This window comes from Vibrio sp. QJM3NY_26 (genome assembly GCF_057786005.1).
The window spans coordinates 840,186-864,933 of record NZ_CM173516.1 but is presented as its reverse complement, the minus strand read 5'-3'; the positions used below and the strand labels follow the sequence as shown (position 1 = coordinate 864,933).

19 protein-coding genes are annotated in these 24,748 nt (G+C 43.8%); 10 read left to right on the top strand and 9 right to left on the bottom strand.

Annotated features, from left to right (window positions below):
* Positions 1-9: 9 nt before the first annotated feature.
* Positions 10-2,406 (top strand): hypothetical protein, encoded by a 2,397-nt coding sequence (locus AC3CH4_RS19130; RefSeq protein WP_488544294.1) that lies wholly within the window; start codon positions 10-12, stop codon positions 2,404-2,406.
* A 176-nt stretch (positions 2,407-2,582) separates the two neighbouring features.
* Here AC3CH4_RS19130 and AC3CH4_RS19125 read toward each other — a convergent pair whose 3' ends face one another.
* From AC3CH4_RS19125 to gcl, 6 genes are all read right to left on the bottom strand, one after another.
* Positions 2,583-4,019 (bottom strand): amidohydrolase, encoded by a 1,437-nt coding sequence (locus AC3CH4_RS19125; protein ID WP_488544293.1) that lies wholly within the window; start codon positions 4,017-4,019, stop codon positions 2,583-2,585.
* Between the two features lie 275 nt (positions 4,020-4,294).
* Positions 4,295-4,903 (bottom strand): TetR/AcrR family transcriptional regulator, encoded by a 609-nt coding sequence (locus AC3CH4_RS19120; RefSeq protein WP_019826185.1) that lies wholly within the window; start codon positions 4,901-4,903, stop codon positions 4,295-4,297.
* A 163-nt stretch (positions 4,904-5,066) separates the two neighbouring features.
* Entirely contained in the window at positions 5,067-6,377 is a 1,311-nt protein-coding gene (locus AC3CH4_RS19115; protein WP_488544292.1) for a glycerate kinase type-2 family protein, read from the bottom strand.
* A 187-nt stretch (positions 6,378-6,564) separates the two neighbouring features.
* A complete protein-coding gene (locus AC3CH4_RS19110; protein WP_488544291.1) occupies positions 6,565-7,461 on the bottom strand; it encodes a 2-hydroxy-3-oxopropionate reductase in 897 nt (298 codons plus the stop codon).
* 37 nt (positions 7,462-7,498) lie between these two features.
* Positions 7,499-8,275 carry a hydroxypyruvate isomerase gene (gene hyi / locus AC3CH4_RS19105; RefSeq protein WP_017075254.1) on the bottom strand — a complete coding sequence of 259 codons (777 nt, stop codon included), beginning with the start codon at positions 8,273-8,275 and terminating at the stop codon, positions 7,499-7,501.
* A 116-nt stretch (positions 8,276-8,391) separates the two neighbouring features.
* On the bottom strand, positions 8,392-10,164 hold the full coding sequence (gene gcl, locus AC3CH4_RS19100; protein ID WP_488544290.1) for a glyoxylate carboligase: 1,773 nt from the start codon (positions 10,162-10,164) through the stop codon (positions 8,392-8,394).
* A gap of 313 nt (positions 10,165-10,477) precedes the next feature.
* Here gcl and aceB point away from each other — a divergent pair, with 313 nt between their 5' ends.
* The gene (gene aceB / locus AC3CH4_RS19095; protein ID WP_488544289.1) at positions 10,478-12,103 is read left to right on the top strand and encodes a malate synthase A; all 1,626 of its coding nucleotides are present in this window, start codon (positions 10,478-10,480) and stop codon (positions 12,101-12,103) included.
* Between the two features lie 102 nt (positions 12,104-12,205).
* Positions 12,206-12,646: a GlcG/HbpS family heme-binding protein gene (locus tag AC3CH4_RS19090; protein WP_060980973.1), complete on the top strand. Its 441-nt coding sequence runs from the start codon at positions 12,206-12,208 to the stop codon at positions 12,644-12,646.
* 96 nt (positions 12,647-12,742) lie between these two features.
* Here the strand turns inward: AC3CH4_RS19090 and AC3CH4_RS19085 are convergent, their stop codons facing one another.
* Positions 12,743-13,225: a MarR family winged helix-turn-helix transcriptional regulator gene (locus AC3CH4_RS19085; protein ID WP_010432677.1), complete on the bottom strand. Its 483-nt coding sequence runs from the start codon at positions 13,223-13,225 to the stop codon at positions 12,743-12,745.
* Positions 13,226-13,349: 124 nt separating this feature from the next.
* Here AC3CH4_RS19085 and AC3CH4_RS19080 point away from each other — a divergent pair, with 124 nt between their 5' ends.
* Both AC3CH4_RS19080 and AC3CH4_RS19075 read left to right on the top strand, forming a co-directional pair.
* Positions 13,350-14,243 (top strand): DMT family transporter, encoded by an 894-nt coding sequence (locus AC3CH4_RS19080; protein ID WP_135456933.1) that lies wholly within the window; start codon positions 13,350-13,352, stop codon positions 14,241-14,243.
* A gap of 134 nt (positions 14,244-14,377) precedes the next feature.
* The gene (locus tag AC3CH4_RS19075) at positions 14,378-15,301 is read left to right on the top strand and encodes a LysR family transcriptional regulator (RefSeq protein WP_065206413.1); all 924 of its coding nucleotides are present in this window, start codon (positions 14,378-14,380) and stop codon (positions 15,299-15,301) included.
* Positions 15,302-16,073: 772 nt separating this feature from the next.
* Here the strand turns inward: AC3CH4_RS19075 and AC3CH4_RS19070 are convergent.
* Both AC3CH4_RS19070 and AC3CH4_RS19065 read right to left on the bottom strand, forming a co-directional pair.
* The gene (locus AC3CH4_RS19070) at positions 16,074-16,469 is read right to left on the bottom strand and encodes a RidA family protein (protein WP_488544288.1); all 396 of its coding nucleotides are present in this window, start codon (positions 16,467-16,469) and stop codon (positions 16,074-16,076) included.
* Positions 16,469-16,777, bottom strand: coding sequence for a putative quinol monooxygenase (locus AC3CH4_RS19065; RefSeq protein ID WP_488544359.1), 309 nt, complete (start codon positions 16,775-16,777; stop codon positions 16,469-16,471). Before AC3CH4_RS19065 ends, AC3CH4_RS19070 begins: the two co-directional genes overlap by 1 nt.
* 113 nt (positions 16,778-16,890) lie before the next feature.
* On the opposite strand from AC3CH4_RS19065, the gene AC3CH4_RS19060 reads away from it, so the two are divergent.
* The 5 genes from AC3CH4_RS19060 (at position 16,891) to AC3CH4_RS19040 (ending at position 23,927) form a co-directional block, all read left to right on the top strand.
* Positions 16,891-17,793, top strand: a complete 903-nt coding sequence (locus AC3CH4_RS19060; protein WP_488544287.1) for a LysR family transcriptional regulator — start codon at positions 16,891-16,893, stop codon at positions 17,791-17,793.
* 272 nt (positions 17,794-18,065) lie between these two features.
* Positions 18,066-18,983 carry a DMT family transporter gene (locus tag AC3CH4_RS19055; RefSeq protein WP_488544286.1) on the top strand — a complete coding sequence of 306 codons (918 nt, stop codon included), beginning with the start codon at positions 18,066-18,068 and terminating at the stop codon, positions 18,981-18,983.
* A gap of 248 nt (positions 18,984-19,231) precedes the next feature.
* On the top strand, positions 19,232-20,074 hold the full coding sequence (locus AC3CH4_RS19050; protein WP_488544285.1) for a helix-turn-helix domain-containing protein: 843 nt from the start codon (positions 19,232-19,234) through the stop codon (positions 20,072-20,074).
* Positions 20,075-20,160: 86 nt separating this feature from the next.
* A complete protein-coding gene (locus AC3CH4_RS19045) occupies positions 20,161-21,507 on the top strand; it encodes an MATE family efflux transporter (RefSeq protein ID WP_488544284.1) in 1,347 nt (448 codons plus the stop codon).
* Between the two features lie 722 nt (positions 21,508-22,229).
* Entirely contained in the window at positions 22,230-23,927 is a 1,698-nt protein-coding gene (locus AC3CH4_RS19040; protein ID WP_488544283.1) for a hypothetical protein, read from the top strand.
* The last annotated feature ends 821 nt before the right edge of the window (positions 23,928-24,748 follow it).

Sequence of the window (24,748 nt, the reverse complement as noted above, 5' to 3'; positions counted from 1 at the left end):
GACATCAATATGAGACTTCTACCTATTATTATTTCTCTTTCATTCTCTCCACAGGCTTTTTCTAGCGATTGGCTTGAACTGAACAATTTACCCAATTCAACCGAATACCCAACTTGGGTTCAATCGGCCTATTCCGATGTCGGCGTTCTATCTCGTTCCACATCCGATTTACACATCAACCTCAGTGATTGGATAGCAGAACAAAACCTTTACGTCACTCAACCCTCAAAAATCGTCGTTTTTGCAGATACCATTGAAATTCCAGAGAATTTCAACTTGCTTGTAAACAACCAAAACATCCTTATTTTTGCGCGAAAAATCGTTGGCCAAGGCACGCCAACGTTTGTGCTCGGACAGCAAGGCTCTGCAGCCTCAATTTCTGTGATTGCCGGCGAAATAGAAACACCCATTAATGTGCTCGCTTTCCAAAGCGATGGCAGCATTACACGAGACGCCCTAACAGGAAAAACTGGTGATGGCGAGTCCGTGGTATTGGCAGGAGAACACTACCGAAGAACGACCATTGACTCGAACATTACTGGGCAAATGAAACTGGCTACTGAACCTTTTACAGACATTGTTAATCGCTCTTTTGATATGGCAGCCAGCTTATATGACACCAACCCAGAGCTTAGCCTCGACCTCATCAATTGGGTTGAACAGAGCTTGCGTTATTCAGGCTCAGTGGTTGAAGACGATCCAATTCTTTCCGACCTTTACCTACAAACGGTCGCGTTCAAGCAATTCATTAGCTTCAGCACCAAAGAGAGCAATTACGTTCCTTATCTCGACAAGGTGTTATATCAAGATAAATACGAAGCCTATTTGAACGCTATGATCGCGTATCAAACTCAATGGGACATTATTCAAGATAGAAACACGGTCATTGAAGACAAAATTGAAGCCGCCAAGTTAGCACTCGCTAACATCGAAGACGTTCTACGCGCTCAGAGTTCGATCATCACACAAACCCAATCCAACATAGACAAGATAGGCGATAGCCTGACCGAGGTCGATAGCCAATATAAAGCACAAGAACTGGTCACTCTCAGTTCAAGAACCACTTATTTAGTTGGTGTCGAGAATTGGAAAACCCAACAACAACTCAATGCGGCTCTAGCAATATTCAAAGCAATAGCCGAAATTGGAAGCGCCGTGAGTGGTGTATTCACAGGCAACCTTTCTGGTGTGAATGACCTAACCGAGCAATTGGCTAAAACACCTGAAGCATTAGAAAAAGCGAAAAACCTCGTCACCAATATCAAGTCCGTCACAGGCATTATTGATAGCGTGACCAAAACGATTTCTGGCATTTCTCAGTTAACCGCGGATATTAAATCAACCATCAAGCTCCAGAAGGTATCTGAAGCGATGGATGGCTTTAACTTCAACATCCCAACCATCAATGAAAGCAATCTGGCGTGGGATCTGATGATCACCGAGATCCGCAGCAACTTAAGATATGCCGATAGCTTAGGTATCAAAGGATCAAGACAATACCTACTCGAACTCGAAAAGCAGGTTCTGCTCGGTAAGGCAATTAACATCACGCAGCTTAACTTTGCTCACGAGCAAGCGAAGTTGGTAGACCTCTTACTCACCAATAATGTGACTATCAATCAACAACAAAGATTGAACGATGCGATCGAGGGTTATCAAGTAGACACCGACAGCTTCGATTCGATTGAACGTGAACTATCACGAGTATTGATGCACTTCAAGCGTCCGATGTTCGTTGCTTTGTCTAACTATGTTCAGGCATACGAATATTGGGCATTGAAGCCAAGCGAAGTTACGCCTTCTCTGAATAAAAGCTACTTGGACTACCAGTTTGATTTGGCTACTGTCGAAAGTGAGTATGTAAATGCTCTGTCTTCTTTCCAACCAGCACCACAAGATTTCACCATCGACAACTACACCATTTCTAGCCCCGAGCAACTAGAGAGCTTTGCAACAACCGGACAACTAAACTTCACCATTCCATTAGAACAAGTCCAATTGTGTTCGTTTGACCGCGTTAGGCTTTCCACGGTACGAGTGTTCTTAGAAGGGGAAAACTTACCTTATGGCAAGCAACTCAACTTACGAGTTTCCAGTTCGGGTAATTATTTAGACCGATATGAGAACAAGGACTATCAGTTCAGTTCTAATCCTGTTTCACGCGCGTTCTATTACCGCCTAGATGATCCAACAACCAACGATGTTAGCATCATCACCGATGGTGCCGTGGCGAATAAATTCGAATACGCCTACTTCCAACCCACTCCGTTTTCATCATGGAATGTCACGCTCAACAACTTTGATAAAACCGAGCAAACGAACAACCAGTACCTAAAAGATGTCGAACAAATTCGCGTCGAATTCTTAGGTAGCGGTATTCCTAACGGCAACAGTTGCTCTAATTAGCTAAGTACTACTTTAGTTAGCCGAAGCCTTGCTTTAATTAACCAAGCGTCGATTTCATCCAAAGAACCGAGGTTCAAGGAGTAAGGTTCTGGAGAGAGTTCGTAACAAAAAGGCCGACATGATGTCGGCCTTACTTATTCATTCACTCTATTCGATTTTAGAATCAAGTTTACGTCTTAGTCCATCAAACTCTTAGACTTAATCGCCTTCTTAGAAAGCTCTTTGGCAAACGCTTTGATATCAGTTTCAAACTCATCGACACTTTGGCGGATTTCATCCAGTTGAACCGTCTGCATCACGCGGTTTTCCATTACGATTTGACCGTTAACGATAGTGGTGTCGATATTGCTTGGGTTCGCTTGGTAAACCAATGTCGCGTATGGGTCGTAATTTGGCATCATGTTCGCTGATTGTGTCTCTACAATCACGATATCTGCTTTCTTTCCGACTTCAAGAGAACCGATTTGATCTTCCATGTGCAAAGCTTTCGCACCGCCTAATGTCGCCATCTCAATCACTTGCTCAGGGATCATGATGGTGCGATCGGAATGCTTCAATCGTTGCATGTTCGCTGCGTAACTTAGGGTACGCATGATATCAACTTGGTTGGAGCTCATTGGCCCGTCAGTTCCTAAGCCAATGCGCATGTCGGCACGGTACATCTCCCAAGCAGGTGCAATGCCTGTCGCGCCTTTAGCGTTCGCCATTGGATTGTATGAGATACCCGCGTCAGCTTGTTTCAGTAGCTTTTGGTCGTTTTCTGAAAGGTGGATACCGTGAGCAATCACTACGCGCTCGTCTAGCACACCGATTTCATCCATGTATTCAACTGGCGATGTCGCTTTGGTTTCGTCTTTGATGCGCTTTTCTTCATTCGGAAATTCAGCAACGTGAATCAGCACTGGCACATCGTATTGAGCAGACAGTTTATTGATTTCTTGCAACTTATCTTTACTCACGGTGTACACCGCATGTGGCGCATACGCCGGCGTGATTAGCTCATCGTTTTTGTACTGCTCGATAAAGCCTTTGGCATACTCAATCCCACCGTAAGGTTCTTTGGCATCGACCACCGGGAACTTAATCACGGTTTCACCTAGCACGGCGCGCAGACCGACTTCTTTGGTCGCCTTCGCCATCTCATCCATGTGGTAATACATATCGGCATAAGTGGTCACGCCGCTTTGTGCCAGTTCTATGCTGCCTAGCTTAGTTGCGTTGTAAATCAGTTCACGGCTTAACTTTTCGGCTTCTAGAGGGAAGAAGTAAGCAAACAGACGATTCGAGATGCCCTCTTCCCCTAGGCCACGAAACGCGATCATAGGTAAATGGTTGTGAGCATTGACCATGCCCGGCATGACGATTCCATCTTGAGCATCAATCACTTTTTCTGCGCGATATTGAGTCATTAAATCCTCGTTACCGACTGCGATGATCTGGTCGTCTTTCACCACTACAACGCCATCTTCAATCACATCCATTTCAGAGTTGATTGTTAGAACCTGTCCGTTGGTGATGATCAGATCGGCGTTGTATGTTTGCGTCGTGACCGTCGAACCGCAGCCTGCCAGTAGAACTGTGCTGATGATGCATGCCAAGCTTTTAAGCGTCATTGCTAAACCTTAATGTTGTGCGCGTAATACCGTTAGCGGCTTCATCTTTAAGTTTCCAGCTTTTCGCTTTTCGCTTTTCAGAAGAATAAGTGCCGCCAATTTTCGCGATACTATAACCTGTTATTTAAATAAAATGGCATACCTAATCAAACCAGTTTTAAGTTAAATGACTTATTGCACAACAAGTCACAAAAGTAGCTTTGCACATATGCTCACTCACATGCACAAACAAAAAAGGCCTGCAATCGCAGACCCAAAAAAACATTCAAATAACGTTAGCTTTTCACCCCACACCCTTTAATCACTAATTGGGTGATGAATTCAGCGGCATCTTCATAGTCTTTGTCATCGAGCTGATCTTTCTGCATTACACTGCAAATCTGCCAGCCAAAATCGGCGTAAGTTTGAGTCGCCGCCCAAATGGTAAACATCAGGTGGTGTGCAGGAACGTCATCCATTAAACCTTGTGCTGACCACGTTGAGAACTTATCAAGAATCATCTGTGATTGCTTATACAGCTCGTCACCAATCTCTTTCGGCAGCACTTTCGCGCCCGACATCACTTCATTGGCAAATACTTTAGAGGCATGTGGATGGTCGCGAGAAATAATCAGCTTGGTTTGAATATATTGAGATAAAGCTTCAACAGGATCGCTCAGCTCTTCAATCGGACGAGATGCTTCTAGTAAGGGCTGAGTGACAGTTTCAAGCACGGCATTGTAGAGCTTATCTTTAGAGCTGAAATAATAAAATACGTTAGGTTTGGGAATGTCGGCCGCTTTTGCGATGTCAGCCATTTTTGTTGCGGCATAACCATGAGTGGCGAATTGTTCACACGCGACTTCGATGATTAAATCTTGATTCTTTTGTCTGATCCTAGACATATTGCATCCTTTACAGCTCGTTACTAAAATCATAGTAATCAACGTGCTTCATTAGTCCAGAAGATAATCTCAGAACTCAAGGTCACCGCATTGATAACAATAAAATGGCCGCTCTATTTGTTAAGAAGCGACCATTCCATACCGTGTTTTTGAACTGTTCAAGTTAAAGAATCAATATTGCGCGGAAGTCATTCACATTGGTCAGCGTCGGCCCCGTGGTAAGAAGCACATCGACTTGCTTGAAGAAATCGTAGCTGTTGTTGGCATCGAGGTAATCTTGCGCTTTAAGCGACAGGCTAGAACCTTGCTGCCATGTTTGTGGGGTAATCCACGCACCCGCATTGTCCTCCACGCCATCAATCCCGTCGGTATCGGCGGCCAATGCAAATATGTTGTCTTGGCCTTTAAGCTCATTATACAAGCTCAATAAGAACTCACAGTTACGCCCACCGCGACCATTGCCTTTAACGGTTACTGTGGTTTCGCCACCGGAAAGTATCACGCAAGGCGTCTCAAATGGGTGCTTGTTATTAGCGACTTGCTTGGCCAACGCAGCATGAACCTTCGCTACATCTCGAGCTTCCCCCTCAATGCAGTCACTCAGCACATAAGCAGGAATACCTAAACCTTCGGCCTCTGCCGCGGCTGCTTCCAATGCCGACATCGGCGTGGCAATAATATGGTGCTCTGCATTTTTCCAACAGACGTCATCTGGCTTAACGGTTTCTGACTCTGGATTATTTAACCATTCAAATGCCGAGCGTGGTGTTTCTATTTGGTAACGCTCTAAAATTGCCATCGCATCAAAACGCGTAGTGGTGTCGGGTACGGTTGGGCCAGAGGCAATCACACTAATGTCATCACCCGGCACATCTGAAATCGCTAAAGAGACTACTCTTGCTGGATACGCAGCTTTCGCTAGTCGCCCACCTTTGATAGACGATAAGTGTTTACGCACACAGTTCATCTCATCAATGGCTGCGCCCGACTTGAGCAGCACCTTATTGATTTGTTGCTTCTCAGCCAAGCTAATGTCGCCACCGGGCAGGCTTAGCAAAGCAGAACCGCCGCCAGACAGTAGACAAATAACGGTGTCGTCAGCACTCAGGCCACTCACTAATTCCAGCATACGTTGGCTCACTTCTAAGCCCATCGCATCCGGGACGGGGTGCGCCGCTTCGATCACCTCAATGTGTTCGCAAGGTGCGGTGTGTTCGTAGCGGGTCACGACGAGACCTTCAAGGTCACGCAGAGCGAGATCTTGCTGTTGCTTAACCTGCCAGACGGCCTCTAGCTCAGCGGCCATCGACGCGGCTGCTTTTCCTGCTCCTATCACCACAGTACGCCCAGCTTGATTAGCAGAGCGATAAAAAATGTCTTGAGGAAGAAAAGGTTCGATGTGATTTTTAGGTAACGCCTGATTAACAGCACTTGAGAAAAGGGTTTGCAGAAACTGCTTAGCATCAATGTCCATCAGCCACTCCTTAGTTGACGGAGGAAAAAAGAACCCCGATACAAGGCCAAAGGGTGCCTGCTAAGATCAAGTTGGAAAGGAACAACTTCAACCTCTGCCTCGTATCAGGAACGCGTATAAAAGGAGACGAAACTACGCGATTTATAAACAAACTGTTGGGCTACGAATCGATAGCAGCCCTAATTAATTAGCGAATCGAGTGGTCAGAACGTTTCTCTATCGCTTGGATAAGCGCAGAGTGGTCCCAACCTTCACCGCCCATTTCGGCACACTCGCCAAACAGCTCTTGTGCATTTGCCGTGTTCGGTAGTGCGACACCTAATTCTTGTGCGCCCGTTAGCGCTAAGTTCAGGTCTTTCTGGTGAAGCGAGATTCTAAAGCCAGGATCAAATGTGCCTTCAACCATGCGCTCGCCGTGTACTTCCAATATCTTCGAGTTAGCAAAACCGCCCAATAAAGCCTGACGAACTCGTGCTGGATCAGCGCCTGCTTTCGAAGCAAATACTAACGCCTCAGACACGGCTTCGATATTCAGAGCAACGATGATTTGGTTTGCGACCTTACAGGTTTGACCGGCACCGTTGTCGCCTACTAGCGTGATGTTCTTGCCCATGATTTCGAACAGAGGGCGTGCTTTATCAAACGCGTCTTGCTCACCGCCCACCATGATAGTCAGCGCAGCATTGATCGCACCTACTTCACCACCTGATACCGGAGCATCAAGGTATGACGCGCCGCCTTCGTTAATTCGCGCTGCAATTGCTTTGGTCGCGATTGGCGAGATTGAACTCATGTCGATAACCAGTTTTCCAGCTGCACCGCCTGCCGTTAGGCCTTTCTCAACACCGTTGTCACCAAACAGGACATCTTCAACTTGTGGTGTATTCGGCACCATTAAGATAACGATGTCTGCTGCTTCAGCTGCTTCCGCTGGTGAATGGCAGACCGTTGCGCCCTCTGCCACAAGGTCGGCAGGTGCTGCATTAAAGTGATCCGACAGAATCAAATCGTGACCTGCTTTTTGAAGGTTACTCGCCATAGGTTTACCCATGATGCCAGTTCCGATAAATGCAATTTTAGACATGTTGTTCTCCTTAACGTTTGAGGGTTACCAGGCGCAATTAACGGTACTGGTGTAGCCAACCAAGGCCTTCTGTCGTTGTTGTTTTTGGCTTGTATTCGCAGCCAACCCAGCCTTGATAGCCAAGCTCATCAAGATAATTGAGCACGAATGGGTAGTTGATTTCTCCGGTACCCGGTTCGTGTCGGCCTGGATTATCCGCCAGTTGCACGTGTGCGATTTGGCCAATGTTTTGTTGCATGGTCGGCGTAAGATCGCCTTCCATAATTTGCATGTGATAAATATCGTATTGGATAGAAAGGTTATCGCTCCCTACCTCTTTAATGATCGCTTTGGCTTGCTCAGTCGTGTTCAAGAAGAAGCCCGGAATATCACGGGTATTGATCGCTTCTATCACTAAGCTAATGCCTTCTGCTGCTAGCGCGTTTGCCGCGTAATGCAGGTTAATCACAAACGCCGATTGCGCGTCTTGTTGGGTCACACCTTGCGGGACAATCCCGGCTAAGCAATTCACTTGAGTACAGCCGAGTGCTTTTGCGTAAGCGATAGCTTTAGGTACACCAGCTTGAAATTCTTCAACTCGTGCTGGGTCGACCGCGATACCACGGTCGCCAGCGTCCCAATCACCCGCGGGCAAATTAAATAGCACTTGCTCTAGGTTATTAGCGTCGAGCTTTGCTTTGATTGCCTGAGCATCAAAGGCGTAAGGGAAAAGATATTCCACACCTTGAAAGCCCGCTTCTGCAGCGGCCTCAAAGCGATCCATAAAATCAACTTCCGTGAATAACATTGACAAGTTTGCTGCAAATTTTGCCATGACTCTGTCCTTATTCTTTATCTGTAAAAATCTGGTTGTATGTAGTAAAGCCTCGCTCTATCGGAGGCTTTCCGTAGGGCTAAACCTCAGCTCTACGGATACACATTACTTAATGATTACTTGTACGCCAGCGCGGTTGGAGCATCGCCTCGGCTTTCGGCAAGTGGCTCAAATTCGTTGATGGCGTTGATCTCTACGCCCATCGCAATATTGGTCACTCTCTCAAGAATTAGCTCAACAACAACTGGTACTTTATGCTTATTCATCAGCTCTTTTGCTTGCTCAAACGCAGCAGCAATCTGTTCTGGTTCACGAACTCGAATCGCCTTACAACCTAGGCCTTCAACTACTGCGACATGGTCAACACCGTAGCCTTCAAGCTCTGGCGCATTCTGGTTATCGAACGCCAATTGCACACAATAATCGATATCAAATTGACGCTGTGCTTGGCGAATCAAACCTAGATAGGAGTTGTTAACCAACACATGAATGTATGGCAAGTTGAATTGAGCACCTACCGCCAGTTCTTCGATCATGAATTGGAAATCGTAATCTCCAGAGATGGCAACGATATCGCGATTTGGATCAGCTGCTCTTACACCCAATGCGGCTGGTGTTGTCCAACCTAGTGGGCCAGCTTGACCACAGTTAATCCAGTTACGCGGCTTATAAACATGCAGGAACTGAGCGGCAGCGATTTGCGACAAACCAATGGTGCTCACATAACAAGTGTCACGACCAAATGCCTTGTTCATCTCTTCATAAACACGCATAGGCTTCATTGGCGCTTCATCGAAATTGGTTTTACGCAGCATGGTCGACTTGCGTTCCTGACACTCACTTGCCCAAGCATTTCGGTTCGGCAGCTTGCCAGCGTCACGCCACTCTTGCGCCACTTCAACCATTAGCTCTAGCGCAGCTTTCGCATCAGAGACTATGCCCAAATCCGGACAGAACACACGGCCGATTTGAGTTGGTTCAATGTCCACATGTACAAACTTACGACCTTCGGTGTAAACATCCACAGAGCCGGTATGACGGTTGGCCCAGCGGTTACCAACACCAAACACAAAATCAGAACTCAGCATGGTTTCGTTACCGTAACGGTGAGAAGTTTGTAGCCCCACCATACCCGCCATTAACTCATGATCATCCGGAATCGAGCCCCAACCCATTAAGGTTGGAATAACAGGAACACCAGTGATCTCGGCAAACTGCTGCAACAATTCAGACGCGCCAGCATTAATCACGCCACCACCCGATACAATCAGCGGTTTTTCCGATTGAGACATCATGGTTAATGCTTTCTCAACCTGCGCGCGGGTTGCTTGCGGTTTGTAAGGTTCTAGCGGTTCATAGGTATCGATATCAAACTCAATCTCAGCCAGCTGAACATCAATCGGTAGATCAATCAGGATTGGACCTGGGCGACCCGAACGCATTAAATGAAAGGCTTTTTGGACTGCGCGTGGCACTTGTGCAGGTTCCAGCACCGTAGTCGCCCACTTAGTCACTGGTTTAGCGATAGATTCAATGTCGACCGCTTGGAAGTCTTCTTTGTGAAGACGAGCACGTGGCGCTTGGCCGGTGATGCATAGAATTGGAATCGAATCTGCAGTCGCAGAATAAAGACCCGTGATCATGTCCGTTCCCGCAGGACCAGAAGTACCAATACACACACCTATATTGCCTTGATTAGTGCGCGTGTACCCTTCAGCCATATGGGATGCACCCTCTACGTGACGAGCTAAGACGTGGTCGATTCCTCCGAGCTTTTTCATAGCCGCATACATAGGGTTAATTGCTGCGCCGGGAACACCAAATGCGATGTCTACACCTTCACGTTTAAGCACCTCTACCGCTGCTTCAATCGCTTTCATAATTGCCATTCGAACCTCCAGTTCAGATTGTATACAATTAAACTAACTTTTGTGTACTATGAACCATCCTCGCTATTTATCAACCCCAGAATGAAACAATTTTGTTACATCAACCCATCACATTAAGTACGCACTCATCCTGAAAAGCTTACAATTCATTGCTTTACATAAAATATCTTTACGTAAAAATAAATTACAAAAAGATCAAATGATAAATAAATGTTAAATACCGTTTGCTTGTTTACAATTTCTACAATATAAATATCCTTAAAAAGAGCATTTTGTATACAAAGTGACATCGTATTGTTCAAAGGAGACAACAATGATGAATGACGTAAAAGAGAGAGAAGAAGTGCAGTGTATGCAGGTACTCGGGAATATGGACAACTCCGAGTACAAAGAGATCTTGTCTAAAGATGCATTAAAATTCTTAGAAGCTCTCGTCAATAAGTTTGGAGATCGCCGTCATACCCTGCTAAGTGACCGCGACACAAAACAAGCTCAATATGACGAGGGAGAGCTACCCAATTTCAGAAAAGACACCATTTCCATTCGTCAGAATAAAGAGTGGAAGGTAGTAACACCGCCGCCAGAGCTGCTTGATCGCCGCGTAGAGATCACCGGCCCCATCGAAAGAAAGATGGTGATCAACGCGTTAAACTCAGGTGCGAAAGTCTTCATGTGCTGCTTTGAGGATGCCTCTTCCCCGACTTGGGCCAATATGGTCGAAGGACAAATCAACCTAAGAGATGCCAATCTTGGCACCATTAGTTACTTCGATGAGAAAAAGCAGAAGAGTTACCAGTTAAACGACGATCCTGCACTGCTGATCGCACGCCCACGAGGGATCCACCTTCCTGAGCAATCCATCCAATTCAACAATCAGCCTATCGGCGGTTGCTTGATGGACTTCGCCTTGTACTTCTTCCACAACTATCAGTCACGAGCACAACAAGGCTTAGGCGTTTACTACTACATTCCCAAGCTTGAGAGCATGGAAGAAGCACAGTGGTGGGACGATATTTTCAGCTTCACCGAAAACTATTTCCAAGTACCCAAAGGCACTATTCGCGCGACAGTATTGATCGAAACGCTACCAGCCGTGTTCCAGATGGAAGAGATCTTGTATGCAATGCGTGATCATATCGTAGCGATGAACTGTGGTCGTTGGGATTACATCTTCAGCTACATCAAAACGCTGAAGAACCATAAAGACCGCATCTTGCCAGATCGTCACGGAATCGGCATGGATCAAGAATTCCTCAACGCCTATAGCCAACTGTTGGTGCGCACTTGTCACGCTCGTGGTGCACTGGCAATGGGTGGTATGTCAGCCTTTATTCCAGCGAAAGACCCACAAGAGATGGCGCGTGTGACTGCCAAAGTAATTGAAGACAAACAGAGAGAATCTCAAAACGGACACGATGGGACTTGGGTTGCGCACCCTGCACTGGTTGATTTGGCAATGTCGATCTTTGATAAGCACTTAGATGGCAAAGTAAACCAAATAGATTTCCAAAGCCCAGAGCATGTGATCAATGCAGACTCGTTGCTAAAACCTTGTGAAGGCAGCCGCGACGAAGCAGGAGTACGTAAAAATATACGCATTGCGCTTTATTACATTGAGGCTTGGATTCAAGGCTATGGTTGTGTACCTATCTACGGCCTTATGGAAGATGCCGCAACCGCTGAGATATCGAGAGCCAATATTTGGCAATGGATCCACCACGGGGTAACACTCGATGATGGCCAAACCTTTACCAAATCACTATTCCACTCTTGGCTTTACCAAGAGCTAGACACCATAAAACATGAAGTCGGAGACTCGCGCTATGCAGCAGGTCGATTTGAAGAGACAGCTGATCTTTTCTATCAACTTTCTACAGCCGATGAGTTCGCTGCCTTCCTAACTTTACCCAGCTATGGGCTGTTACAAGAGTCCAGTTAGGACTCTTGTACCGAACTGAATCAGTCAATGATGCTCACCAACAAGAGTCATGATTGGCTGACTTAGCTTGGTACACGGCCCCTTGAAAAACTAGGAGATAACATGGGAAGTTTGACTCTACAACAAGCGTTAACCATCATCGATGGCACCTTAAAAGCAGGAAACAAGATCCACACAGAACCTTTGACGGTCGCCGTCTTAGACAGTGGTGGCAAGCTGATTTCTCTGCAACGTCAAGACGGTTCTAGCATGATGCGACCAGACATCGCGATCGCTAAAGCGTGGGGGGCACTCGCACTGGGTTGTTCCTCTAGAAAACTCGCCCAAGATGCTGATACAAGGCCAGCATTTATCTCCGCCGTAAACGTGCTCGCACACGGAAACATGGTACCAGTACCAGGGGGGCTACTGATTCGAGACAAGGATAAAACGGTACTGGGCGCTATCGGGGTTAGCGGCGATATATCAGATATCGACGAAAGCTGCGCCATTAATGGTATTGGTTGTGCAGAGCTATTCAGTGACGAGATGCTGCAAGCTTAACTCGCCAATTAGCTGTACTTGAAATTCTTAGATAGAAACAAAAAACCGAAGCCTGAGCTTCGGTTTTTTAATGAATATAAAAGGAGTTCAACAATACTACTCGTACGCACTCAACCATGTTTTCAGCAGCTGGTTAGTATTTTTCTTCTGGCTCGCAGACAGAGATTTCACCAGCTTCTTCTGCGTTTCAACATGCTCAGTCATCATTTGGTCAATCAGAATCAGACCATCTTTGGTTAACTGAACACTCACGCTGCGTCTGTCTTCTTTGCTGTGCTCACGACTGATCAACCCTTTAGCTTCCAATTTATCAAGGCGATTGGTCATCGCGCCGGATGTCAGCATCATCGACCCAATCAATTCTGATGGCGTGAGTCGGTAAGGCTTTCCAGAACGTCGCAAGGTGGCTAGCACATCAAACTCACCGAGTTTCATGTCGTATTTTTTATGAAGCTCGGCAACCTGCGTCTCCATATACTTGGCAATACGCATAATTCGGCCCATCATTGCCATAGGCTCAGTTTCTAATTCGGGCTTTTCCTTTGCCCATTGCTCTACAACGCGGTCGATAGCATCCATTTGCAATCTAGCTCCGTGATTAGTCTTGTTTACTTTAAACTAGTTTAACATAAAGATACTTTACAACCACTAGTTCTCAGTATACAGTTCACACAATAGTTATCTTAACGTAAAGATATTTCATATGAATATATTACTCGCGATGATCCCCGCATTCTTTTGGGGAACAACCTATGCAGTGACGCAATTTACGCTACAGGAGTGGCCACCATTATTATTGGGTGCTTTGCGTGCGTTACCTGCTGGTTTGCTATTGCTAGCGGTAAAGCCGACACTGCCTAAAAAAGGCGAGTGGCAGATCATTTTCACATTGGGCCTTATCAATATTGCGACCTTCTTTGGCCTGATCTTCGTGATGGCACTAACGCTGCCTTCAGCGATTTCTGGCGTGGGTATGATCTCTGTGCCTGTGTTCGCGATGATCTTCCATTGGGTAGTGAAAAAGCAGCGCCCGCATTTGATTCAAGCCCTGTCTGGTATTGGCTTGATCACCTTAGCGTGGATACTATTTAACCCAAGCCAAATCGCTTTGAATCCAATCGGTTTAGGTGCCATGTTCGCCGCAATCATGTGTATTGTCATCGGCAGCAGCATTACAAAATCACTGGGTAATCGCATGCACTGGTGGAAGGTATTAACGTGGCAACTGATTCTAGGCGGTGCTATTTTGTCTGTCGCGTCTGGCGTTCATGCGTTCATCGACCCGCAACCTTATATTAATGCAGTCACTCATTTCGATTCTCGCAACGCAATGGGTCTATTGTGGGTAATTGGGCTGAATACAGCACTAGGTTACGGCATGTATGTATGGTTACTACAACGCATGTCAGTGGTCGATTTCACCTTCGGTGGCATCGCTAACCCAGTGGCTGGCATCGTTACGGGGATGGTGTTGATGGGTGAATCCTTCACTCCAGTACAGTATTCACTGATGACAGGCATGATCGTGATGTCACTACTACCACAGCTTATTCTGGCAGTAAGGCAAACCAAAACGGTCAAACCCGTTACGCAGTAAAAGATTTAGATTGTTACTTATAAACCCGCCAAGTGCGGGTTTTTCTTTACAGGCATCACACCTATATAAAATATGTATTTGTTCTCGTACCGACCCAACCTTATAGTTAAATAACTAATAATAAGGTGCTCAATATGGCAAAAGACTTGTTTTCTAGCTTAGATTTAAATCTACTGCGAACTTTTATGATCCTGCATCAAGAGCGGAATATGCGCAAAGCATCCGAACGTTTGTTCGTATCTCAACCAGCGATCAGTAAAGCTCTACAAAGATTGCGCGATCATTTTGGCGATGAGCTATTTGTAAAAACGCACCACGGATTACGTGCAACTGATCACGCGACTATGCTAGCGGAAAGCATTTCACCAATACTTGATGAACTTTCTTTCGCTATTAATAACAGCAATGATTTTAATCCCGCTGAACTACAAGGAGTGGTCAAAGTCGCATTGTCCCCATATTTGCTGTCGTCTCTTTCAAGTAAGCTCTTTAAAGCCATTCGTTCTGAAGCACCGCTAGTACAAATTCAGCTATTGAATTGGTCAGGCACAACCATGACCGACATTATTAATGATGAAGTTTACATAGGGTTGAACTACGAGATTAACCATGCCCCTAAAGAACTACTGCAAAAGCCTATTGCACAAGATACTTTCAAAGGGTATGTCAGGAAAGATCACCCATACGAAAAAGAATTTTTAGAAATTAAAGACGGGGTAAATTTTGAATTAGCTTCAGTGATTGCGGTTGATTGGAATTCACACCAGTCACAAGCAGAGAAAATACTCAAAGTAAAAGGGTTGAAAGCAAACATTGGTTTCCGTTCAGAATTACCGTCTGCAGTTATTGATGTCGTCAAAAACTCAGACATGTTATTCCCAGCATCTAAATTCCTAGATATTGAACAAGAAACCTCATTAAGAGCCATCAAGTTGCTCTTTGATAGTAGCTATTACGAACCAACGGTTTGTGCATACTATCATCACAAAAACCGAAATAGCCCAATGACGCTGTGGTTGAGGAAAATACTTGAATCACAACTCAATAATAACCAGTAGTTATCACCCTCTTTACTCTGTTTCATTAATAACTCATCGTTAAGGCCTCTATTCTTTTAAGAGATTAGAGGCTTTTTTGTTTAGTCCATAAACTCCTCTCATTGGCTAGGAGCACCACATAACTAGCGATTGAAGCATCTTAATATTCAGAAGGCTATCTAGCAGAAAATTAAATGAACGACTAATTACGGACATAGAATCAGCTAACACCATTGATATAAATATGCAAGGTAAGATGAAAAAGGGACGCAGAGCGTAGTTAATTTCTCTCAGGTTTAGGGTCGGATCAAAGTCGTAAAAACAAAATCTCTTTAACAAAAACAACGTCAGAAAATAAAACAAGCCGTCAAAGATCGCGCTAGTCAAAATAATAAATATAAAAGCAAAGGGGCCGCTTATCAGCGGCTCCTTTTTTGAAAGTTGAGGGTACGATGAAACGATTATTGATACCTTTTGTTGTATCTACAAACAACCATCAAAGACAAACATTCAATTACCTAGATCAAAGCTTAAGCTTCAAACAGCCAAGACGTCACTTTTACGCTGAAACCCAAATGGGTGGAACCATATGTGAAATATACATTCGGTCAAAAGCACGTTAGTCCAAGTGACCCTACCCGTTCTGATGGCAGCGTCGAGCTAGGTTTCAACCTTCGTTTTTAGTTTACCGTTTCGTGTGGTAGCTCTCACCCCTTTATAGTCTGATTCAATAAAGGGGGTTTTTACGCCATTAAGATTCCATCTCAATAACATTGAGAATACAGCAATTGCCTTAAATCACTTTCGCCGCCTCAGCTTCAATTTCAACTTTCCATCGCTCATCAAATAACCCACTAACAAACAATAATGTCGTTGGGAGACCACCAACATCGAAAGGCAAGCGTTGCTTTGCAGCTTGATACTCAGGCATATCATTTCGATCAACTAAGTACAGCCTTACACTGATAAGATCTTCCACATCCATTTGATTGGCCTGAAGCACGCCTCTCAAATTTTTCCATGCTAATACAATTTGTTCTTCCGCACTCTCAGCAACCATACCTTGGCTACCAATCCCTAGTTGCCCGGCTATATGTAACCGCGTCGAGCCAGCAGGAATCAACGCACACTGGTGATAATTAGCGGCCGGAGCGGGCACTGAAGAAGGGCTCCATATCTTATTCATCATTACGCCTTAGAGGTCGTGACGATTTTTGACATGACGGTGATAATTGGCATATCCGTAAGCATCGCGCCTAAACGGTCAAAATCGCCAATATCTTTGCGCCAAGCAATGTATTCATTGAAGTGAGCGGTACTTTCCCATTCTTCGCATAGAACCAAGGCGTTTTCAGACAGATCTTTTTGGTAAAGTTCCGCAGAAAGGTTACCGTTGAAAGTTCGAGTATCTGGCAATATTTCGTTAAAAAACTCAACGATCTCTGCCGTTTTATCTTCAGTATGGCTCAAGTTAAATTGCACTAAAATAGTCATTATTCTCTCCGTTTTATTATTTTGTTAAGGTACGAGGAGAAGCTTACTTGTTTGTGAAAATAGATAAATACCGTAGGATTTCAAATATCGTTCGATTTAATGAGACAATAACAACAATGAAAAACGAATTACATCGTATGCAAGTATTCGCCCAAATCGTAGAGTCTGGCTCTATAACCAAAGCGGCTGATAAGCTAGAGCTATCAAAGTCTGTCGTTAGTCACCATTTACAAGGGCTTGAGCAATACCTTGATGTAAAACTACTCACTCGAACAACACGTCGACAATCTCTAACTGATGCTGGTCAGCGCTTGTATCAACGATGTTTGGAAATGCGAAAATTAATGACACTTGCTGAAGAAGAAGCACGCGAGTCCTGTTCTGATTTTGCAGGCACCATCACCATCACCTCGCCACACACATTGATGACAAATCTTATTGGACCGGCGATGTGTGAGTTCATGAAAGCCCATCCCCGTGTCGAACCTCAATTATTAGCCAGCGATATGCGCCTCAATCTCATCGATAAATACATAGATCTATCGGTCACAGTAGGCGAACTACCAGATTCAACATCTCGAGCAATAAAGCTTGGTGACCTTCAACAGGTACTGTGCTGCCACCCAGACTATCTTGCGAACACACAATTACAGTTACCCGTCACCTCAAATGATCTTTCCGAATATGATTATATTGCCAATCAGTGGGAAGGTATTAACAGCCAAAGAAGTTTTGAAGTGAGCAAAGGGAAAGTGAACACCTACCAATTCAAGGCCAATCGTACAGGTGACAGTGTTCCTACCATAAAAATGATGGCTTTATCTGGATTAGGCATTGCTTGCTTACCAAAACAAGCTATTGAAGAAGAACTGCTCAAAGGTACATTAGTGAGCCTTTTGCCGGAAGGGCAGATACTTAAAGCCCCTTTCTATATCGTGCATAACTATGGCTTGCAAATGCCAACCAGGATTCGAGCTTTTATTGACGACCTAAAACGACACGCTGAATCTTATTCATAAGTGACTCACACAATCAAACGAAGAGAATTAAATATTAGAAGGCCCATTTTCTAATATTTAATTTGACCCCACAAAGAATAATGACTTTGTAAAATATAAACATTGAAGAAATAATTTACTTTTAATTGTAATATTGGAGATTTTATTTCTATAAAAAAGCAAAATCAGAGACAAAAAGACAAAAAATTTCTCCGACTACTTATCTATACTGTGCCACGTCATTAAGGCGCCACAAGCCTATGATTTAAAATAATTATTAATGAGTAGTCACCATGAATTCGAAGTCTCTAACTATCTTGCTTTTTGTCTCTGTTTGCTTAATTTGGGGAACCACTTGGTTCGCTATGGAAGTGGCATTGCATTCTATCCCACCTATTTTTGCCACTGCGTTACGCTTTTTACTTGCAGCACCTCTGCTTGCGGTATTAGCAAAAGTCTTCAACCAACCTTTGCTTTTCCCTAAAGGTAAACGTCAATGGCTGCTTATTGTGGCACTGATGTATTTTGCTATTCCGTTCACTTTGATGATCTATGGTGAGCAATACATCTCTTCTGGTCTAGCGTCGATCATCTTCGCCAACATGCCAGTCGCTGTCATGCTGATGTCGGGTTTATTCTTAGGTCTACGATTGGCGAAACATCAAATCTTTGGTTTGGTCACAGCTGTTATGAGCCTATGTTTAATCCTTGGTAATGAAATGCAAATGGGTGGTGATGACTACCTTATTGGCACGGTTTGTTTAGGCCTTGCTGTTGCCATTCACGCAGTGATGTATGTTTTAGTTCAAAAGCACTGCAAAGGAATCGAAGTTCTAACCTACAACGCCGTTCCGAGCTTAATTGCTTCTCTATTCTTGTTCGCAGTTTCTGCAATGGGTGAAAGCGTTAATGTTGAATCCTTCACTTGGGATTCAATCTCAGCTGTCGTGTACCTAGGTTTTGTGGCGAGTGTTGGCGGCATTGTGGCTTACTTTAAATTAGGACAGGTTTCGACGCCGTTCCAAGCGTCTATCTGCTTCCTAATTTTCCCTGTAGTTGCTCTACTGATCTCTTGCTACATCAATGGTGAGGTTCTATCTGAACAGTCTCTGCTTATGATGCTCCCTCTACTTTGTGGCATCTTGCTGACCAAGGCACCAAAAGGGATCTTTAAGCTGCGCTCTTCGTTAAAAACAGCGAGCAGCAACTAAGTTCTATGGATTTACCCTAGAAGCCCGTAGTGCGCTTCTAGGGTTCTATTTAGCGACTCAAATCTAAGCTATTACCTCACTCCCCTCTGCACACTCCTATCTGTTTCTCCACGATCACTTTTTCATTGCTCATAGCTAATAACGCACCAAGCAAATGACTTAAAAGTCGCAATCGGCTACATTAGAAACACCCATCATTGTCGGCTTTAGTCATCGCCTTCAGCGCCCTTCTCCAACAAAGGAATGTCATGAGTACTCCCATCAAACACATGCGCCTTATTAAAGGTCAGCCCTGTCGTGTGACTGAGTTATCTAACAGCGACGATGCGTTCTTAGAACCACACAGACATGAGTATTGGGAGTTGGTGTGGTGCGTGGATGATCTCGGTAGTCAGAGTATTGATTTCGTCGACTACGACAACAAGGTCGGGCGTATTTTTACCATCGCTCCAGGTCAGGTGCACCGCTCAGAACTGGTGGGAGAAAATGCTCGTTTACTGGTATTTACCCCAGGTTTTGTCAAAACCAATCATCGCAACACACAATTAGTCGACACTGTTTTTGCCATGCATCAAAGTCGCCCTCCCTATTTGGATTGCAGTGAGGAAGGCAACCGCTACCTGCTGCCTATTTTCACCATGATCAAAGAAGAATGTGAGCGAGTGGATAGCGACTGGGATTTGGTAGAATCACTCATGAATAGCTTTTTGCGCTACATATTACGCTTTGCCACCCAATCCTCATTGAAAGGTGAAGTGCGCGACAGCCGAGTTAACAAGGTTGTTAATTTGATTGAGCAACACTACGCCACGCACAAACACTGCGAATTTTATGCGCAAGCGCTGTCGATAACTAACAAGCGCATCAACGAAATCGTCAAAGCAGAACGAGGTAAAACGGTCACGCAACTAATCCACGACCGAACCATCTTAGAAGCGAACCGAGAATTGATCTTTTCGACCAAGACAATTAAAACCATCGCTTTTGAACTCGGCTTCGAAGACCCTGCCTATTTCAGTCGCTTTTATCGCGGCCAAATGAACGAGTCACCCGCAGAGTTTCGAACTCGATGTGCAGATAGTGCAACATAACACGCAGATAATCCCTTTTTAGAATCCAATTAAGTTCGGATAATGCTCCCTCTTTATTTCATCCAATTTGTTGGGAGCTTTCTGGAATGGGCATTAATCTCAAAACCGATCCGATCTCAAAATCCTTTTATCAATACCTTTGGCCCGCACTAACGGGCATGGTGATCAAGTCTCTTTTTATCATGGGAGATGCTTGGTTCGTCGGACGCGGTGTTGGCCCTGATGGGCTTGGTGCTATCGCTTTGACCATCCCTGCTTTTTCAATATTCACCGCCATTGCCATGATGGTGGGCATTGGCGGCGCAGCACTTATGTCTATCGAAGTCGGCAAAGGAAATACAACGTCGGTTCAAACCCTCTTTAGCCAATCAATGCTCAGTACCGCCGTGCTTAGCACCATTTCAGTCAGCATTGCTTTGTATTTTCTAGACGACATGATTGCGTTAATGGGCGCTTCTGGTTACATGGCGGAACTGACTCACGATTACCTGTCTGTGATGCTGCCATTCTTTGTGTTGTACTCGTTAGCTTGGGTCATGTCGTGCTTTGTACGAAACGATACCAACCCAACACTGGCAACTTATGCGATGTCGATCGGTGCTGTGGTTAACCTAGTTTTGGACTACTTCTTCGTCTTAGAATTTGGCTGGGGCATGAAAGGCGCGGCCTACGGTACAGCAATTGCTCAAGGTGTTATCGCTTGTATTTTATTAAGCCATTTCGTGCGTAAACAAGGCACCTTGGAAATGAGCTTAAAAGGGATTGGTTTGGGCAAACTGCCAAGCATCCTAAAAATAGGTACGCCGACATTCTTCATTGAAGTAACCGCAGCGATGACCATCTTATTGTTCAACTACGTGTTGCTGCATCAGTTTGGTGAGAACCATATTATCGCCTACGGCTTAACAGCAAACATTGGGGTTTTTGCTCTGTTTGTAATGGTCGGCATAGCTCAAGCATGTCAGCCAATCATCAGCTTTAATCATGGTGCCAACCAACCAAACCGAATCGAAGCGATTTTTCGCTTAGGTTTAAAAAGTGCCATTGGTAGCGGCTTGGTGTTTATGGTTCTGGTGTACCTGCTTGCTCCACAAATCGCAGCCCTCTATTTGGGTGATTCAAGCGATTTGATTGCACTGTCATCAACCGCATTGACGTTCTTCTTCTTTGCTGTGCCGCTGATGGGCATAAACTTGGTGATCGCCAACCTGTTTCAGGCAACGGCCAAACCTAAGCAAGCAACACTGATATCTCTAGGACGAGGTTTTGTGTTCGTCGCATTGGGTATCATGATTTTGCCAAAGCTATTCCCAGAACAAGGTATTTGGGCAAGTATCCTGTTTGCTGAAACCTTAACAGCCATATTCAGCTTAAGCATGTTACGCAGCTATAAGAAGCGTTTTTCAAGCGCCTTGGCAGAGCCAATGGCATAAGAAGCAATCCGTTTAGAGCGTAACGCTTCTTTGACCATCCGTAGCAGGTTTACTCATGAGTAGAGCTTCCTTATCATTATTCCATCATCAAACTCTTGTTTCATTAGAACCAACAAATGAGCCGCTCAAAGATTTACACCATGGAAAATGAAGACTTTAATAGTCAAATAAAAATGAATGGTAAAACCCTCAAAACAATCTTCCATGAGGGCTTTACTTATTTTATACATCCCAACGTATATTTTAGAAACCCAAGACAAATAACCACTTAGCCAGGGGAGATTCAATGATATTTTGTATATATTCACCCATAACACATCAACAACTGAACATTAATTTAGACATTAAATAATCAACATACAGAAAGGCTTATTAGATTTCATACTTAATATGACACATATTTAAATATAAACATTCTGATAAAGTGCTTAAAAAATTATGATTATCATTTTAGAAAACCCCACATACAAACTCTGTTCACTCCATTTTCCTAAGTTACGTGTATTAAAGATAGTGTCGCTAATTGTCTCGTAGGTTGACGAATTAGAAAATTAAGGTCTTTGTAAAGTGCTAGATATCACGTTTATTGAAAAGTAATGTTGATAATTTAAATTTAGATTTAAAGAGAATTAGTAATTATTCTATGGCTCAACTAATCAATAGACAGAGTTTAAGGTACTCATCAGCACTTCGGATTAATTTTCTACCTATGGAGGGTCACAATGACCAAAAAGTACATTTTTCTTATATTCACCGCATTAAACTTATCTGCATGTGGAAGTGATTCATCTCCATCATCAGACACTCACCAAGACAACTCTTCTCTGACCGTATCTCAGTCAATTCAAGCTAAAAGCATACTTTTAGAATGGAATAAAATTGAAGGAATTAAACATTATAAGTTGATACGTTATAGACCCTCGGCTCATGGCTTAATTAGCGAAGTAATTGAACCATCAATCACTGGTACTTCATATAAGCTAAAGATCGACCTCGTCGATTTTGATGCCGCTGCTTCTGATTATGAACTGCTAGCCTGCAAAAATAATGATTATTGTCTTGTTCAATCTCCACAATTTCAATTAAAAAATCTAGAACAAACTGTCATTCGGGTTAAAACGAACCTTAAGCATTCCGATTCGAGCAACGTTCGCTTTGGCGATGCACTAACCTGGAAAAATGATCATTTAATCGTCAATTCAGGTGAAGAATCAAATCATATAGTTGGTATTTATACTGCGCAGGAAAATGGCAATTATAATTATGATGAAGAAATAGCGAATAGAACGAGCTATAACACTGAAGCACGAAAATCAACGAATAGCTTAGTGGCCATAGGTAACACTTTCGAAGACATGATGCTTGCAACATCGACGTATTCTGCTTCGGACGAAAACAAAGCGCTCGTTATTTTTGGCAAAACAAATAGTCACTATAATAATGGATACCTAGAACATTGGTTCGAAAATTACAGCGATTCAAGTGGTTCTATTACTGATTCTTATGGCCAAGCTTTAGCTAGCTCAGGTGATAATGGTGGTATCATCGTCATGGGGCACAAAAATAAAAATATGGCAGGAGAAGTCTCACTCTTCCTCAATAAAGATCTCAACTTTCCATCGGCTCCTGAATCGGGCATTAAAACGGTACGTCACCCTAGTGAACTAAAACTAAAGCGTCCAGATGATCTAGCTATCGATGCAAAATTCGGGGCTAGTGTCGCTATTGCAAAAGACAACGTTATAGTCGTTGGTTCTCCTATGGATTCATTACGAAAAGATACAGGTAGCGAAGTCAAGCACGGTGGTACTGTCTATGTATACCGTCTTAACCCCTATCCAAACCATTACACCGATATATGGTGTTTAGAAACCGTATTGAAAATGCCCATCCCAATTGAAAACAGTGGTTTCGGGTCATCAGTCACTATAAATAAAGACGCAAACCTTATTCTCGTTGGAGCTCCCGGGGTTGATAAAGTCTTTAGTTATAAATACGACTCACAGAAAGGTTTTTGGTCAAACGTCGATTCAATAGATCCAGTAAAGGCATTTAAAGGTCAAAATTTTGGTTCTGATATCGCGCTTAGTGACAACGGTTATCTAGCGGTATCCGCCCCACAGGCCCCATGGCGAGGGTTTGGTTTTCATCACAGCCCTGATACCTTAGAAATTGGTGGTGATACAGACGGTGCGGTTTATGTTTACCACTTAACTAACTATGGTGATCGAGACTACGCATGGGAAGGCGTTTTTACTGGTGATAGTGTCAGTGGTGTAAACGAGGAGTTCGGGAAGTCAATGATGTTTAAACCCGGCGCTGATGAGCTTGCTATTGGAGCACCTGGACATCCTTCGGATCCTCTTCTCGATTGGAGTGATAATTCCTGGAAAGATGCTGGAGCCGTGTACATTTTCTAAATTAGTAGAGTAACTGTACATCAGCTGAAAGGGTATGGGGAACCAAATTACAACCCGCACTTGAGAAAAGTAATTAATGGGATCAATAACGTAGATATTCACATCTAGGATTTTATTATCTAATGGCAATCACCTAATGAGCATGACTTTAATGTAAACATTGAAATTCATATCGAATCAGTTTTGAACTTAACCCTATGAGTAGGACAATAATATTTAACTTTGTATTATATTGTTATTTATTGATTAGTTTACATTAGGGGATTATTTCACTAATAATAAAATCGATGACTTTACTTATACCCATATCAATTGCTGATGGCATCAACCACTCTATAACTAATCAGAGCCAATGTAAGTTATTATAAAGTTTTATTTAAAATAATATTAGTCACTAAAAAGTAGGAACATTGAAATGAGATCAGGTTATGAAAGTGAACTATCACTTGTTTTTGGTGGTGAAGATATAAAGATGGATCGTATATTGTTTCTGATGGAAAGAACTCACCAGTATGAGAGAAGCCTATATTGGATGAAAATGAAATTTCTGATCTTCGGGATGATAATTCCCACAGTACTATCAATAGCTGCACTCTTTTTCTCGGTTATTAAATAAACCGTTTACGTGTATTAACTTAGTCGCAAGGTCGAGCCTACGCTCGACCTATCACATTATAAATCATCGTGATTCGAACCCAACATACGAGACTTGTCCATTAGGCTGCTATACACATTCCTTTGAACATGAGAGCTTGAAGCGAAAACTGCTTATTTTTTCTCGCGTTGATGAGATATAAAACACCTTACCCTACTGTTCGTAA

Coding starts and splice junctions, on each gene's coding strand:
- AC3CH4_RS19130 (WP_488544294.1), top strand. CDS start 10: ATGAGACTTCTACCTATTATTATTTCTCTTTCATTCTCTCCACAGGCT.
- AC3CH4_RS19125 (WP_488544293.1), bottom strand. CDS start 4,019: ATGACGCTTAAAAGCTTGGCATGCATCATCAGCACAGTTCTACTGGCA.
- AC3CH4_RS19120 (WP_019826185.1), bottom strand. CDS start 4,903: ATGTCTAGGATCAGACAAAAGAATCAAGATTTAATCATCGAAGTCGCG.
- AC3CH4_RS19115 (WP_488544292.1), bottom strand. CDS start 6,377: ATGGACATTGATGCTAAGCAGTTTCTGCAAACCCTTTTCTCAAGTGCT.
- AC3CH4_RS19110 (WP_488544291.1), bottom strand. CDS start 7,461: ATGTCTAAAATTGCATTTATCGGAACTGGCATCATGGGTAAACCTATG.
- hyi (WP_017075254.1), bottom strand. CDS start 8,275: ATGGCAAAATTTGCAGCAAACTTGTCAATGTTATTCACGGAAGTTGAT.
- gcl (WP_488544290.1), bottom strand. CDS start 10,164: ATGGCAATTATGAAAGCGATTGAAGCAGCGGTAGAGGTGCTTAAACGT.
- aceB (WP_488544289.1), top strand. CDS start 10,478: ATGATGAATGACGTAAAAGAGAGAGAAGAAGTGCAGTGTATGCAGGTA.
- AC3CH4_RS19090 (WP_060980973.1), top strand. CDS start 12,206: ATGGGAAGTTTGACTCTACAACAAGCGTTAACCATCATCGATGGCACC.
- AC3CH4_RS19085 (WP_010432677.1), bottom strand. CDS start 13,225: ATGGATGCTATCGACCGCGTTGTAGAGCAATGGGCAAAGGAAAAGCCC.
- AC3CH4_RS19080 (WP_135456933.1), top strand. CDS start 13,350: ATGAATATATTACTCGCGATGATCCCCGCATTCTTTTGGGGAACAACC.
- AC3CH4_RS19075 (WP_065206413.1), top strand. CDS start 14,378: ATGGCAAAAGACTTGTTTTCTAGCTTAGATTTAAATCTACTGCGAACT.
- AC3CH4_RS19070 (WP_488544288.1), bottom strand. CDS start 16,469: ATGATGAATAAGATATGGAGCCCTTCTTCAGTGCCCGCTCCGGCCGCT.
- AC3CH4_RS19060 (WP_488544287.1), top strand. CDS start 16,891: ATGAAAAACGAATTACATCGTATGCAAGTATTCGCCCAAATCGTAGAG.
- AC3CH4_RS19055 (WP_488544286.1), top strand. CDS start 18,066: ATGAATTCGAAGTCTCTAACTATCTTGCTTTTTGTCTCTGTTTGCTTA.
- AC3CH4_RS19050 (WP_488544285.1), top strand. CDS start 19,232: ATGAGTACTCCCATCAAACACATGCGCCTTATTAAAGGTCAGCCCTGT.
- AC3CH4_RS19045 (WP_488544284.1), top strand. CDS start 20,161: ATGGGCATTAATCTCAAAACCGATCCGATCTCAAAATCCTTTTATCAA.
- AC3CH4_RS19040 (WP_488544283.1), top strand. CDS start 22,230: ATGACCAAAAAGTACATTTTTCTTATATTCACCGCATTAAACTTATCT.